Here is a 14083-nt window from a genome sequence, read left to right on the forward strand (position 1 = left end):
CCGCCGGGCGGACCACGACATGTCGACGACCACCACGCGCGGTCTCGCGAGCCCCGCCCCGACCGAGGTCGCCAAGGCCCGGCCGCGGCGGGGGCTGCGCGGCAGCCGCACCTTCAACTTCTGGCTCTTCATCAGCCCGTTCCTGCTCGGGCTGATCGTCTTCGTCTACATCCCCATCATCTGGAGCGCCTACCTCAGCTTCTTCGAGGCCCGCTTCACCGTCACGCCCAGCGACTTCGTCGGCCTGGGCAACTACCGGGACATCTTCTCGGACAGCCAGTTCACCGGCTCGCTGGTCACCTTCACCGTCTTCGCCGCGTTCATCGTGCCCACCACCTGGGCGGTCTCCCTGGGCCTCGCCCTGCTGGTGAACCGCCTGAGGTTCATGCGGGCGTTCTACCGGTCGGTGTTCTTCCTGCCGACGGCGTGCAGCTATGTCGCGGCCTCGCTGATCTGGAAGATGTCCCTCTTCAACGGCGTGCGCTTCGGCCTCGCGAACACCGTCATCGGCTGGTTCGGCATCGACAACATCGCCTGGCTCGCCAACCCCGACCCGCCCTGGTACTGGCTGGTCATCATCACCGCCCGGCTGTGGCTGCAGTCCGGCTTCTACATGATCCTGTTCCTGGCCGCGCTGCAGAACATCCCGCAGGCGCTGTACGAGGCCGCCGCCATCGACGGCGCCAAGCCCGGCTGGCAGACCTTCCGGTACATCACGCTGCCGCAGCTGCGGGCCACCTCCACGGCCGTGGTCCTGCTGCTGCTCGTCGCCGCCTACCAGGCCTTCGACGAGTTCTTCAACCTGCTGTCCAAGACGACCTGGGGCCGCCCCCCGCTCGTCGACCTGTACTACACCGCCCTCGGCCAGGACCAGAACTACGGCAAGGGCAGCGCCGGCGCCATGGTGCTGACCGTGCTGATCTGCGTCGTCACCCTGTTCCAGGGCAAGATCATGGGATTCGGAAGGGGTGACGAGTCCAGGTGACCACCACCGTGCCCGAGACCGGCAAGCGCGCCAGGCGCGGCGGCGTGATGAGCTCCAGCGGCCTCTACATCGCCACCAGCGTCGCAGCTCTCCTCTTCCTCATCCCCTTCTACCTGCTGGTCCGCAACGCCCTCTCCACGGACCCGGAGATCACCGGCGAGAACTGGAAGTTCTTCCCCACCCACATCCAGTGGAGCAACATCACCGAGCCGTTCGACGACCCCACGGTCGACTTCGGCCAGTCGATGTGGAACTCGCTGGTCGTCGGCATCCTGCACACGGTCGGCACGCTGCTCGTGTGCTCCCTCGCGGGCTACGCCCTGGCCCGCATCCCCTACCGGCACGCCAACAAGATCTTCTACGGCGTCCTGGTGACCCTGATGGTCCCCACGGCCGTCACCTTCGTCCCGAGCTTCGTCCTCGTGTCGTCCCTCGGCTGGGTCGACAGCTACCGGGGTCTGATCATTCCGGGGCTCTTCAGCGGTTTCACCTGCTTCCTGTTCCGGCAGTACTTCCTCGGGTTCCCGAAGGAGCTGGAGGAGGCGGCGCGCGTGGACGGGCTCGGCTACTGGGGCGCGTACTGGCGTGTCGTGGTGCCGAACTCGCTGAACTTCTTCGCGGCGATCGCCACGATCACCTTCATCAACGGCTGGAACTCGTTCCTGTGGCCGCTGGTCATCGGCCAGGACCCGAGCGCCTGGACGGTCCAGGTCGCGCTGTCGTCGTACATGACCAACCAGACCGTCAACTATCACCTGATCTTCATGGCGACCGCCATTTCCATCCTGCCCCTGCTGTTCGTCTTCCTCTTCCTCCAGCGCTGGCTGGTCCAGGGGATCGCGCAGACCGGCATCAAGGGCTGAGCTAGGAGACCGATGACTTTCCGCACCTCCCCCACTCTCGGCTCCGCTCGAGCGGGGGGACCCCCATCCGACTACGTCGAGAATGTCTCGCCGGGATCCGGAGCCCTGCCGCCCCGGGCCTGGTACGCGTCCTCGGACGCCAAGTCCCTCTCACTGAACGGCAGCTGGCGTTTCAGACTGTCGGACACGGCCGACGCCGAGGACGACTCCTTCGCGGAGGAGGGGTACGACGCCGGTGGCTGGGCGGAGGTGTCGGTCCCCGGGCACTGGGTCCTCCAGGGACACGGCTCCCCCATCTACACCAACCACCTCTACCCGTTCCCGGTCGATCCGCCCCGCGTCCCGACCGAGAACCCGACCGGCGACCATCTGCGCGTCTTCGACCTGCCGGCGGACTGGCCGGCCGAGGGCGGTGCCGTCCTGCGCTTCGACGGTGTGGAGTCCTGCGCCCGGGTCTGGCTGAACGGCACGGACATCGGCGAGTTCAAGGGCTCCCGGCTGCCGCACGAGTTCGCGGTCGGGCACCTGCTGAAGCCGAGCGGCAACGTGCTCGCCGTCCGCGTGCACCAGTGGTCGGCCGGCTCCTACCTGGAGGACCAGGACCAGTGGTGGCTGCCCGGCATCTTCCGTGACGTCACCCTGCTGCACCGCCCGGCCGGCAACGCCCTCGACTTCTTCGTGCACGCCTCCTACGACCACATGACCGGCACCGGCACGCTGCGCGTCGACTCCGACGTGGACGGCCGGGTGACCGTCCCCGGCCTCGGCATCGACACCGCGACGGGCGAGCCGGTGACGGTGCCGGTCGAACCGTGGACGGCGGAGCGTCCGACGCTGTACGACGGCGTGCTGGCCACCGAGGGCGAGCGGGTGCCGCTGCGCATCGGCTTCCGTACGGTGGAGCTGTCGGACGGTCTGATCAAGGTCAACGGCAGGGCGGTGCTCTTCAAGGGCGTCAACCGGCACGAGTGGCACCCGGAGAAGGGGCGCGCGCTCGACCTGGAGACCATGCGCGAGGACGTGCTGCTGATGAAGCGGCACAACATCAACGCCGTCCGCACCTCCCACTACCCGCCGCACCCCGCCTTCCTCGACCTGTGCGACGAGCTGGGCCTGTGGGTGATCGACGAGTGCGACCTGGAGACGCACGGCTTCACCGAGCAGGCCTGGCGGGACAACCCCGTCGACGACGACCGCTGGACCCCGGCGCTGCTCGACCGCGCCGCCCGGATGGTCGAGCGGGACAAGAACCACCCCTCGGTCGTGATCTGGTCCCTCGGCAACGAGGCCGGTACCGGCCGCGGCCTGACCGCGATGGCCGAGTGGATCAGCGGCCGGGACTCCTCGCGCCTCGTGCACTACGAGGGGGACCTCGGCTGCCGCGACACGGACATGTACTCGCGGATGTACGCCGACCACGCCGAGGTCGAGCGGATCGGCCGGGGTCTGGACGGCGGCACCCACAAACGCCGCGAACTCCCCTTCATCCTCTGCGAGTACGCCCACGCCATGGGCAACGGCCCCGGCGGACTCGCCGACTACCAGCGGCTCTTCGAGTCGTACGACCGGCTCCAGGGCGGCTTCGTCTGGGAGTGGATCGACCACGGCATCAAGGACGAGCGGTACGGCTACGCGTACGGCGGGGACTTCGGCGAGGAGCTGCACGACGGCAACTTCGTCTGCGACGGCCTGCTGTTCCCGGACCGGCAGCCCTCCCCCGGCCTGGTCGAGTTCAAGAAGGTGATCGAACCGGTCGCTGTCGAGGGCGACGCCGGCGGCGGCACCGTCCGCATCACCAACAAGTACGACTTCGCCGACCTGTCCGCGCTGGCGTTCACGTGGTCGTACCAGTTGGAGGGCGAGACGGTCGGCTCCGGCGCCCTGACGGTGCCCGCCCTGCCGCCCGGCGAGACGGCCGAGGTGAAGCTGCCCGAGCCGCCGGCCACCGCCCCTGCGGGCGAGGCCCACTGGACGGTACGGGCGGTGCTCGCCGCCGACACCTCCTGGGCGCCGCGGGACCATGTCGTCGCCTGGGGCCAGTTCGCCGTGTCCGCGCGCCAGGCGCCGGCGGTCGCGGCGACCGACGGTCCGGTGCTCGGGGACGGCCTGATCACCCTCGGCCCGGCCTCCTTCGACGCCCGCACCGGCGCGCTCAGGACGGTCGGCGGGGTGGCCGTCACCGGGCTGCGCCTGGACGTGTGGCGGGCGACGACCGACAACGACGACGGCGCGGCCTGGCAGACGGACATCCGCCACGGCCTGCTGTGGCGCAAGCTCGGCCTGCACCGGCTGCGGCACCGCCTCGACGCGGTGGAGCTGGGCGACGACGCGCTGACGGTCCGCACCCGGGTCGCGCCGGCGGCCCGGGAGGTCGGGCTGTCGACCGTGTACCGCTGGACGTCGGACGGAACCCGTGTGCGGCTGACCGTGTCCGTGACACCGGAAGGCGACTGGACCGTGCCGCTGCCCCGGCTCGGCATCCGCTTCGGACTGTCCGCGGCCGACCGTGTGCGGTGGTACGGCGGCGGCCCCGGTGAGGCGTATCCGGACAGCAGGAAGGCGTCCGCGGTCGGCCGCTGGGAGTCGACCGTGGACGACCTGCAGACGCCGTACGTCCGTCCGCAGGAGAACGGCGCCCGGACCGACGTCCGCTGGGCGGAGATCGGCGGTCTGCGCATCGAGGGCGACCCGGAGTTCTATCTCACCGCCCGCCGCTGGACCACCGAGCAGCTGGACGCGGCGGCCCACCGCACCGACCTCACCCCCGGCACCGCGTCCGACAGCGGCTCCGCCGCGGGTGTCTGGGTCAACCTCGACCACGGCCAGCACGGCCTCGGCTCCCAGTCCTGCGGCCCCGGCCCGCTGCCCCAGTACTACCTGGCGGCGGAGCCCGCGGAGTTCTCGTTCGTCCTCTCCGACACTCCTTACTCGCAGACCGGTTGACCTACAGGGTCCCGACGCGACCGTGGCCGGCCGGCGGCTGTTCCCCCGGCCGGCCGCGGGCGCGAGTCGACTCTCCCGTCACGCGTTAATGGTGAACAATTTTCTCAACTATCCTTCAAAATCAAACAAGTTGGCATGAACATGGTTTCCATGCAACCCATGAGACGACTGCTCACCGCCCTCGCGGCCGGCGCCCTGACCCTCGCCGGACTCACCGCCTCCACCGGCACCGCCCAGGCCGCGGCCTCCGGCACGTTCAACGTGCTCACGTACAACGTGGCCGGCCTCCCGGAGGGCCTCAGCTCCAGCCATCCGGCCACCAACACGCCGCTGATCTCACCGCGGTTGGCGGGCTACGACATCGTCAACGTCCAGGAGGACTTCAACTACCACGCGGCGCTGTACGCGGGCGACAACCACCCGTACCGCACGGCCACCAGCGGCGGCGCCGGCATCGGCGACGGTCTCAACACCCTCTCGAAGTACCCCTTCGAGGACTTCGAGCGGGTCAAGTGGAACGACTGCACCGGCACCAACTGCCTGACCCCGAAGGGCTTCACACTGGCCCGGCTGCGTCTGGCCGAAGGCGCCTTCGTCGACCTGTACAACCTGCACCCCAACGCCGACGACACCGACGACGCCCTCGCCGCCCGCCGCGCCAACATCGCCCAGGTGTCAGCCTTCATCAAGGCCAACTCGGCGGGCAACGCGGTGATCGTCATGGGCGACACCAACACCCGCTACACCCGCGCCGGCGACAACATCCGCACGCTCGTCGACGACAACGGGCTGACCGACGCCTGGGTGAAGCTGGTGAAGGGCGGTACGGCTCCCACACAGGGCGCCGACCCGCTGCTGTGCCCGACGTCGGCTCCGCCGAACGACTGCGAGGTGGTCGACAAGGTCCTCTACCGGAGCAGCGACCTGGTCTCCCTGAACGCCACCCGCTACAACGACGAGTGGGCCAAGTTCCTCGACTCCAGCGGCGGGAACCTCTCCGACCACTTCCCGCACACCGTCGACTTCTCGTACACCCTCAACACGAAGCTCCGCGCGAGCGACTTCTTCGGCGGCCCGCACGGCACGGCCTTCAACGACGCCGACGACCTCCCGGCCACCCCCGCCCCCCGCACGCTGACCCTGCGCGGCGACGCCCGCCTGGACGCGGTCTCCCTCACCCACGACGGCGGCACGACCCTCACCCACGGCGGCACGGGCGGTACGGCGACCTCCCTGGCCCTGGCCTCCGGTGAGCACCTCACCTCGGTGAAGCTGACGGAGGGCCAGAAGGGCGGCCGCACCCGGATCTTCTCGGCCGCCTTCGGCACCGACAAGGGACGCACCCTCTCCGCCGGCACGGCCACCACGGACACCGCCACCTTCACCGCGCCGTCCGGCTGGCAGATCGTCGGCTTCACCGGCCGCTCCGGCGACGAGATCGACAAGCTGGGGGTGCTGTACGCGCCGATCAGCTGAGCGGGACGTCTGCCCAGACCGTCTTGTGCACGCCGTCCGGGCGGAGTTCCACGCCCCACTTCTCCGCCAGCGCCTCGACCATCAGCAGCCCGCGCCCACCCTCGTCCGGCTCCCCCTGCGCCCGCAGGGGAAGCCGTTCCACGCGCGCGTCCAGCACCTCCACGCGCACGACATCCCCCTCCAGCAGCAGCCGTACGCGGAAGCCGCGCCCCCGGACCCGTCCGTGTCGTACGGCGTTCGCGGCGAGTTCGGCGGCGACCAGAGTGACGGCGTCACTCGTCTCGCTCCCGCGCGCGAACCCCCACACATGCATCCGATTGGCGACCAGCAGCCGCGCCTGCCGGGCGCCGTGCGGTGTCGCGCTGAAGAGCTGGGTGAACGTACGTTGCATGCCCCAACCGTCCCGCCGGACACGGGAGTCGACCAGCGACAGAACTCGTACGCCGAGCACTGTACGAGTTCACGCTCTGGACAGTCGCCGTGACTTTCCGTGACCCTTGGTCGACATGACCGACAGCACCACCAGCATCGAGCAGACCCCCACCGAGCCCGAGCCGTCCGACAGCCTGAAGGCGTTCGGCGCGGCACACAAGGCCTTTCGCAGGCGGGCGGGTTACACGCAGGAGCAGTACGCGCCGCTGGTCCGGTACCAACCGGGAACCGTCGCCTCGATCGAGCAGGGGCGGCGGTTTCCGCCCCGGGTGTTCGTCGAGCGGGCGGAGCAAGTCCTTGACGCCTTTGGTGTGTTGCAGGGGGTGTACAAGCACGCGACGAGGGAGAAGGGGCTGGCTTCGTGGTTCCGGCAGTGGGCGGAGCTGGAGGAGCAGGCGATCAGTCTGTACACGTTCGAGAACCGGTTGGTGCCGGGGTTGTTGCAGACGGAGGCGTACGCGCGAACGTTGTTCCGCGACCGAGTACCGATGCTCAGCGACTCGGAGATCGAGGCTCAAGTCACGGCCCGTCTTGAACGGCAGTCCCTGCTGAGGGAGCGCCCCAACACGGCGTTCAGCTTCATCACCGAGGAGCACGTGATCCTGCGGCAGACCGGCGGCGCGGAGGTCATGCGCGAGCAGATCGGCCACATCCTGGAGGTGGCGGCAGCGCGCAACGTCGAGTTCCAGGTGATGCCGATGTCGCGCGGCAATCACGCGGGCACCGACGGCCCCATCCAACTGCTGGAGACGCCGGACAACGAATGGTTCGCCTACTGCGAAGGGCAGGAGAACAGCCAGTTCATCACCGACGCGAAGAAGATCAGCGTGCTCCACATGCGCTGTGCGAAACTGCGTTCACAGGCTCTGACCCCGGAGGACACCCGGAGCCTGCTGGAGCAGATGCGAGGAGCACTATGACCACCACCCAACTGGCTTGGTTCAAGAGCAGCTACAGCAGCGGCAGCTCCGGCGACTGCATCGAAGTCGCCACCAGCCCCTCCGCCATCCACGTCCGCGACTCCAAGAACACCACCGGCCCCCAGCTCGCCCTCACCCCGGCCTCCTGGACGGAGTTCCTGGCGTTCGCCGCTCGCGACCGAGGGTGAGGTCGGAGCCTTTCAACCGCCGGGTGCGTCTGGTCGTCGAAGTACGTGACGACCGTGACGAACTGGAGCTGGCGGAGAGCGTGTTCGCCGCTCAGGGATGGCGGGTACGCCCGGCGCGGGACGGTGACGCGGTCGACGCGGACGACGGATACTCAGCGCTGATCGTCGAAGTCCCGCTCCGGGGCTCCCGCTTGACCGCCAGGTCGATGGCCGGCGAGCAGGTGACGACACTCGCCGCCCGGCGGAAGCTGGACGTCTGGGTACGCGAGGCCAAGCTCGTACGTCCCAAGCCCGCCGAGCCGAACACGACGTACCACGTCCATCACAAGCTGCCGGACGGCGCCACCCCCGCTCTGCGGTGGCTCGCCGAGCACTGGATAGCCGTCGGCGGGTGGGACGTACGCCATACGCTGCATCTGCGCGGCGAGTACACCGAAGAGCAACGCGACCGCGCACTCGCCGAGTTGAGCGGGCGGAACATCGGCGGCGCACCGTTCGACCCCGATGCGCACGACATCCGTCGGGCGATCGGTCCCCGTCCCCGCGACGGATCGACGGATCGACACCGTAAGGCGCTGCAGTTCACGGTCATCGGTGTGGTCGTACTCGTCAGTCTCGCGTGCGGCATCGTCCTGGGGGCGTCGACCACGCCCTGGCGGTTCCTGGCACTGGCCTGGCCCCTCGGCATGTGCTGGCCGGTGGGTACGTGGGTGTCCGCCAACGAGCCCCGGCCGTGGCTCGTCCGGCTCGGGATCGGCGTGGCCCTGGTCTGGGGTCTGACCGCCTTCGGGTTCATCTGGGGGGACTCCCAGCCGGCAGGCCTGTCCAGACAGTTCGCCGGGATTCTCCTCACCCTGCTCGTCGGCTTCACGGTCTTCGGCCTGTGGTACGCCCTGAGCGAGTCCTGGTTCAGCCGCAACATGCAGTGGTTCCTGCCCGTCCTCGCGGCGCCGTTGCCGTTCGTGCTGCCGTGGGCCGGGTCGTATCTGCACTCCATGTACCTGGAGGAGCGCTTCGGGATCCCGGCCGACTCGGTGCATGTGGCCTTCTACTGGCAGTACGCCGTGGCGCTCAGGCCGCTCGGGCTGGCCGTGGCGTGTTCGCTGGTGCTGGTCGCGCTGGGCGGCTGGGCCCGTCACTTCAACCTCCAGACGGGGGCGAGCGGGCTCGTCCGGTGGGTCCTGCCGTTGATGGTGCTGGTCGCGGTCCTGTCCGTGGCGATCGAGGCGCTGACCGGTGTGGACCATGCCGCCGACAGAACGATCGCGGACGCCACCGCCGGGAAGCGCTACCCGGCCGCGTACTTCGGCATCCGGGGCGAACTCGTCTGCGTCGCACCGCTCAACCCGAAGATTCCCGTCATCAACGGGCCGGTACCGACGACCCACCCGGTCCTCGTCTTCCAGGCGAGCGGTGACACCGTCTGGCTCTGGGACCCGGACCCGGCCCGGGGCAAGGACTCGTCCCGCCATGCGCTGCGCGTGCGGGCGGAGGACGTGCAGTTGGCCGCCGCCGGCGGTGACAGGCGGTGCGGCGCCTGAGTGACCACCTGAACCTAGATACCCTAGGATTGTTCCTAGGTTACCAAGGAGGGGGTGTCAGATGGCCCGCGCGGGACTCACCGTCGACCGACTGGTCGCGGCCGCCGCCGACCTCGCCGACGAGGCGGGCTTCGAGAACGTCAGCCTGTCCGCGCTGGCCCGGCGCTTCGGGGTGAAGGACGCGAGTCTGTACTCGCACGTCCGCAACCTGAACGACCTGCGCACCCGGCTCGCCCTGCACGCGGGCGGCGAGCTGATCGACCGGATCGCCGCGGCTGTGGCGGGCCGGGCCGGGCAGGACGCGCTGGCCGCGTTCGCGGGCGCGTACCGGTCGTACGCGCTCGACCACCCGGGCCGGTACGCGGCCACCCAGATCCGCATCGACCAGGCCCTGATCGCCGACTCCCCCGCCATGCGCCGCACGGCCGAGATCACCTACGGCATGCTCCGCGCCTACGGCCTCGACGAGCCGGATCTCACGGACGCCGTACGCCTGCTGCGCAGCACCTTCCACGGCTACTGCGCCCTGGAGTCCGCGGGCGGCTTCGGCGCGGCCCGGGACGTCCAGGTCTCCTGGGACAAGGCGGTCGATGCCCTGCACCTCGCCCTCACACACTGGCCCCGGGAGAAGAAGAACGATGACTGAGCCCCTGTCCTACGACGTCACGGGCAGCGGTCCCGTCCTCCTGCTCGTGCCGGGCGGTGCCGGGCACCCCATGGGGCTCGGCCCGCTCACCGAGCGGCTGGCACCCCGCTTCACCGTGGTGACGTACGACCCGCTGGGCCTCGCCCACGGCCGGCTCGGCCTGCCGTTCCCGGACCAGCACCCGGCCGACTGGAGCGAGGGGGCGCACCGGGTACTGGAGGCGGTACTGCCCCCGGACGAGCAGGCGTACGTGTTCGGGACCAGCTCCGGCGGCATCACCGTCCTCGACCTGCTCGCCCGGCACCCGCGGCGGCTGGCGCACGTGGTGGCGCACGAGCCGCCGTGCGTGACGGTGCTGCCGGACGGCCGGGCGCGGCGGGAGGAACTGATCGGTCAGCTGGACGGCCCCGGACGGCCGCCCACCGAGGGCGCCGACGCGACCCCGATGGGCGTCTTCCTCGCCCACGTCCTGCGCCCGTTCACCGCCCACCTACCCTCCCTCACCGCCCCCGAGCACCGTCTCACTCTCGCGGTCGGCGCCGACTCACGCGGCCAACTCCTCTATTCCACAAGTGAGTTGCTCGCCGACCGCTTCGGCAGCCGGTTGGTGGAGTTCCCGGGCGGGCATCTCGGCAGCCTGGATCACCCCGTGGAGTTCGCCGACGTCCTCGCCGACACGCTCCTCTCCAGCGCGCGCACGTCGTCGTAGGAGGGTGTCGTACCGCCCGGCACCCGCCCGGCGGCGATGTCGGCCACCGCGTCCAGGGCCGCGCCCAGCGCCCGCCGGTAGAGCAGCGAGCCGAGGCTGACACGGCGGACGCCGAGGTCGGCGAGCTGAGGCACGGTGGGTCCGGAGGGTGAGTAGAGGACGTTGAGCGGGGCGTCGACGCGCCGGACGACGTCGGCGATCCGACCGGAGTCGGTGAGCCCGGGCACGAACACCCCGTCGGCGCCCGCCTGTCGGTAGGCGTCGAGGCGGCGCAGGGTGTCCGTCTCGTCGCCGTCGCCCAGCCAGTGCGTGTCCGTACGGGCGTTGACGAACAGGCCGGGCACGGCGGCCTTCACCGCGGCGATCTTCGCGGCGTGCAGGGCGGTCGGCCCGAGCCCGTCCTCCAGGTTGATCCCGACGACCCCGACGGCCCACAACTGGCCGGCCAGCTCGGCGACTTCACCGGGGTCGGCGGAGAATCCGTCCTCGGCGTCGACGGAGAGCAGGTACGGCTCCGAGCCGAGGGTGAGGGCGAGGCGCAGGGTGTGGTCGCGGGTCGCCGCCTCGCCGTCGGGGAGGCCGACGGCCGCCGCCACGGCGAGGCTGGTCGTGCCGATCGCGGGGAAGCCGCGAGCCGCGAGGGCGGCGGCCGAGGCGTGGTCCCAGGCGTTGGGCAGGAGCAGCGGCTCGCCGGGGCGGTGGTGGAGTGCGGCGAAGGATGTCGCGGCAGGCTCTGCGGTCTCTGCGGTCATACGTCCACGCTAGGGGCGGAACGTTTCGGCTCCGGCCGAACTGTGCGCACCGGCCGCCGTTCGGATCCTCCTCCCCGCCGCCCCGGGTCCTACGCCCCGCGCTCGGCCGCGCTGCGCTCCACACAGAACTCGTTGCCCTCGGGGTCGGCGAGGAGCGCCCAGCCGGTGCCGTCGGGCTTGCGGTGGTCGTCGACCAGGGTGGCGCCGAGGGCGAGCAGCCGCTCGACCTCCTCGTCACGGGTGCGGTCCTGCGGCTGGAGGTCCAGGTGGACGCGGTTCTTGACGGTCTTGGGTTCCGGCACGGTCACGAAGAGCAGGCCGGCGGCCTCGATCAGAGCCTCCGGATCCCCCGGATTGTCGTCCTCGTGCAGGGGCTGGCCCAGGACCTCGGACCAGAAGCTGCCGAGGGCGTAGGCGTCGGCGCAGTCGATCGTCACGTGCCGGATCTTGGAAGTCATGCCTCGGATTCTGGTGGGCGCCCCCAGAAATGGAAAACGAGTTTGGCAACCTTTCCCGGCCCGGCGGCCACCGAAGGGCATGACATCTGCACGACGCACGACCCGCCACCGCCGGGTCCGGGTGGCCCGCAAGCCCGCGATCGGTGCCCTGGCGGCGGCCGGGGTGCTCGCCGGGGCGTGGTACGCGACCGCCGGGGCCGCGACGACCAGCTCCCCCGACCTCACGGTCATCAGCACCGCCGTGAGCCTGAGCGCCAAGTACCCGTACCTGTACGCGGGTTACAACAACACCCGCGAGTGGAACCGCACCGCCACCGCGGTCGCCCCCAACAGCACCCTGCGGGTCGCCTGGCCGGCCGCGGACGGCGTCCACGTCACCCCGTCCTACGCCACCCCGCTCACCGGGGCGTCACCGACCACGACGACCCTGCGGATCGCCCGTCTGACGCCGTGAACCGGAAGTTCCTGACCTCGCCCGAGACCGCCCAGCGAACACTCAGGTCGTAGTCCCCCCGCACCTCCACGGTCGCCAGGTCCCCAAGGGGCAGGGGGTCGGGCTCCGCGGTGAGGCGGGCGAGGGCGACGAACAGGGTGGGGGCGTCGCCGGTCGTGCCGGAGAGGGCGAAGCCGTCCGAGAGGCCGTGGACCGGTACGAGTTCGGCCTGCTCGTCCTCCCACGGCACCCAGCCGGTGACGTGCACCTCGGTGCCGGGGTCCGCCCCCGCCACCAGATGGGCCCGCACCTCCACCGCACCGTCGGCCACGACGAGGCTGGTCACCTCCGCCCCGGAGCCCACCGTGTACCGGGAGGCCGCCCAGTCCTCCCCCACGCCCAGTGGCACGATGCCCGCGCGGACCGGGTCGCCGCCGACCATGACGATGTTGTCGGGCGGCGACCCGAGGGGTCGCGTGACCGTGGAATACGCGAACCGCGTGTAGTAGGGGTCGTAGCGGATGTCCTCGCTGCCGTGATTGTGGAGGCGGACCACACCGTCCGAACGGGTGGACTGCAGCAGCCAGTTGGGTCCCGCGATCGGCGTCACCGCGTCGGCGCGCTCGGCCGGGCCCGGCTCCTCGGCGGCCGTCCACACCTCGTGGTCCGGCGGCAGCAGGAGCCCCAGGAAACCCTTGCTCGCCCAGTACGGGGACGCGGGCCCCGAGTAGGTCTGCAGCACCGCCTCGTCGGGGCCGTGCCAGCCGAGCGTCAGCAGACCGTCGGCGTCCACGGCTCCGCGGTCCAGGAAGTACTTCAGAGCTCCCGAGGCCAGCCGTCGTGTCTCGCCCGCCGCAAGGGGCGTACGGCCCGTGAGCGCGCCCAGCCACAGCGGGGCCGCGGTCGCGAACCGGTACGTCAACGAGCGGCCCTGGTGCATGGGCGCGCCGTCGCCGCCGAACAGGCGGGCGTAGTCGGCGAGATGGCGTTCGAGTCGGCCGCCGTACAGCTCCAGCAGCTCGGCGTCGTCGGCCAGCCAGGCGTGCAGCACCGGATACAGGTGCATGGCCCAGCCGTTGTAGTAGTCGTACTTGCGGCCGTCCCCGTCGGTGTACCAGCCGTCGCCGACGTACCAGTCCTCGATGCGCTCCAGACCGCGGTCGATCGCCTTGCGGGCGGCCTCGGGTTCGTGGCCGATCTCCGCGAGGAATCCGCCGACGGTGACCGGGAACAACTCCCAGTTGCAGGGCCAGGGTCCGGCGGTGAGCGCGTCCGTGAGCCAGGCCGCCGTCCACTCGCGCACCGACTGGTCCAGGCGGTCCCACAGCAGGGGGCGGGTCAGCCGCAGGGCGAGGGCGACCGAGGCGGCCTCGACCAGCGGCTGGCTGCGGTCGGCGACCTGCGGCCAGACGCCGCCGGGGCCGGCCGCGAGGCCCTCCGCGTAGCGGCCGAGCACGGTCTCGTCCCGGCGGAAGGCGGCCAGCAGGAGGGTCCGGGCGTATCCCTCCAGGCCGTCGGAGAGGTGGCCCGCGTGGCTCACATGGTCGCCGGGGAGGTGGTAGAGGGCGCGGTCTGCGGTGGCGTAGGGCTCGACGGCGGCGAGCAGGGCGTCGGCGGCCGCCTCCCAGTGGGCGCGGGTGTAGCCGGTGTACGGGCTCGCGGAGCGGTCGTCGGCGGGCAGTTCGATCACGGCGGTGGCTTTCCTTCCTGGCGGGCCTGGAGGGCCCGTGATCCGGC

At 70.8% G+C, this 14083-nt stretch carries 14 protein-coding genes; 10 read left to right on the top strand and 4 right to left on the bottom strand.

Features of this window, described 5'->3' with window-relative positions:
* Nucleotides 1-19: 19 nt before the first annotated feature.
* The 4 genes from ACIF83_RS11250 to ACIF83_RS11265 all read left to right on the top strand — a co-directional run bounded on the left by ACIF83_RS11250 (nt 20) and on the right by ACIF83_RS11265 (nt 6267).
* Nucleotides 20-985 carry a carbohydrate ABC transporter permease gene (locus ACIF83_RS11250; protein WP_399725648.1) on the top strand — a complete coding sequence of 322 codons (966 nt, stop codon included), beginning with the start codon at nt 20-22 and terminating at the stop codon, nt 983-985.
* On the top strand, nt 982-1848 hold the full coding sequence (locus ACIF83_RS11255) for a carbohydrate ABC transporter permease (RefSeq protein ID WP_399725651.1): 867 nt from the start codon (nt 982-984) through the stop codon (nt 1846-1848). Before ACIF83_RS11250 ends, ACIF83_RS11255 begins: the two co-directional genes overlap by 4 nt.
* A gap of 12 nt (nt 1849-1860) precedes the next feature.
* The gene (locus tag ACIF83_RS11260; RefSeq protein WP_399725654.1) at nt 1861-4791 is read left to right on the top strand and encodes a glycoside hydrolase family 2 TIM barrel-domain containing protein; all 2931 of its coding nucleotides are present in this window, start codon (nt 1861-1863) and stop codon (nt 4789-4791) included.
* Between the two features lie 159 nt (nt 4792-4950).
* Entirely contained in the window at nt 4951-6267 is a 1317-nt protein-coding gene (locus ACIF83_RS11265) for a jacalin-like lectin (RefSeq protein ID WP_399725657.1), read from the top strand.
* Here the strand turns inward: ACIF83_RS11265 and ACIF83_RS11270 are convergent.
* Nucleotides 6260-6658 (bottom strand): ATP-binding protein, encoded by a 399-nt coding sequence (locus ACIF83_RS11270; RefSeq protein WP_399725661.1) that lies wholly within the window; start codon nt 6656-6658, stop codon nt 6260-6262. The genes ACIF83_RS11265 and ACIF83_RS11270 overlap by 8 nt on opposite strands.
* 115 nt (nt 6659-6773) lie before the next feature.
* Between ACIF83_RS11270 and ACIF83_RS11275 the strand changes: the two genes are divergently transcribed.
* The 5 genes from ACIF83_RS11275 (at nt 6774) to ACIF83_RS11295 (ending at nt 10703) form a co-directional block, all read left to right on the top strand.
* On the top strand, nt 6774-7619 hold the full coding sequence (locus ACIF83_RS11275) for a helix-turn-helix domain-containing protein (RefSeq protein WP_399725664.1): 846 nt from the start codon (nt 6774-6776) through the stop codon (nt 7617-7619).
* The gene (locus ACIF83_RS11280; protein ID WP_393473252.1) at nt 7616-7807 is read left to right on the top strand and encodes a DUF397 domain-containing protein; all 192 of its coding nucleotides are present in this window, start codon (nt 7616-7618) and stop codon (nt 7805-7807) included. Before ACIF83_RS11275 ends, ACIF83_RS11280 begins: the two co-directional genes overlap by 4 nt.
* Nucleotides 7804-9348, top strand: coding sequence for a hypothetical protein (locus ACIF83_RS11285; RefSeq protein WP_399725667.1), 1545 nt, complete (start codon nt 7804-7806; stop codon nt 9346-9348). Before ACIF83_RS11280 ends, ACIF83_RS11285 begins: the two co-directional genes overlap by 4 nt.
* A gap of 61 nt (nt 9349-9409) precedes the next feature.
* Nucleotides 9410-9994, top strand: coding sequence for a TetR/AcrR family transcriptional regulator (locus ACIF83_RS11290; protein WP_399725670.1), 585 nt, complete (start codon nt 9410-9412; stop codon nt 9992-9994).
* Nucleotides 9987-10703: an alpha/beta fold hydrolase gene (locus ACIF83_RS11295; RefSeq protein ID WP_399725673.1), complete on the top strand. Its 717-nt coding sequence runs from the start codon at nt 9987-9989 to the stop codon at nt 10701-10703. Before ACIF83_RS11290 ends, ACIF83_RS11295 begins: the two co-directional genes overlap by 8 nt.
* Here the strand turns inward: ACIF83_RS11295 and ACIF83_RS11300 are convergent.
* The gene (locus ACIF83_RS11300; protein WP_399725676.1) at nt 10637-11455 is read right to left on the bottom strand and encodes an isocitrate lyase/phosphoenolpyruvate mutase family protein; all 819 of its coding nucleotides are present in this window, start codon (nt 11453-11455) and stop codon (nt 10637-10639) included. The two genes, ACIF83_RS11295 and ACIF83_RS11300, sit on opposite strands and share 67 nt — an antisense overlap.
* Nucleotides 11456-11544: 89 nt before the next feature.
* Nucleotides 11545-11913 (bottom strand): VOC family protein, encoded by a 369-nt coding sequence (locus ACIF83_RS11305; protein WP_399725679.1) that lies wholly within the window; start codon nt 11911-11913, stop codon nt 11545-11547.
* 79 nt (nt 11914-11992) lie between these two features.
* Here ACIF83_RS11305 and ACIF83_RS11310 point away from each other — a divergent pair, with 79 nt between their 5' ends.
* Nucleotides 11993-12367, top strand: coding sequence for a hypothetical protein (locus ACIF83_RS11310; protein ID WP_399725682.1), 375 nt, complete (start codon nt 11993-11995; stop codon nt 12365-12367).
* Here ACIF83_RS11310 and ACIF83_RS11315 read toward each other — a convergent pair.
* On the bottom strand, nt 12312-14033 hold the full coding sequence (locus ACIF83_RS11315; RefSeq protein WP_399726295.1) for a DUF2264 domain-containing protein: 1722 nt from the start codon (nt 14031-14033) through the stop codon (nt 12312-12314). The genes ACIF83_RS11310 and ACIF83_RS11315 overlap by 56 nt on opposite strands.
* Between the last annotated feature and the right edge of the window lie 50 nt (nt 14034-14083).

The sequence above is a fragment of the Streptomyces sp. NPDC085866 genome (assembly GCF_044541035.1).
Lineage (GTDB): Bacteria > Actinomycetota > Actinomycetes > Streptomycetales > Streptomycetaceae > Streptomyces.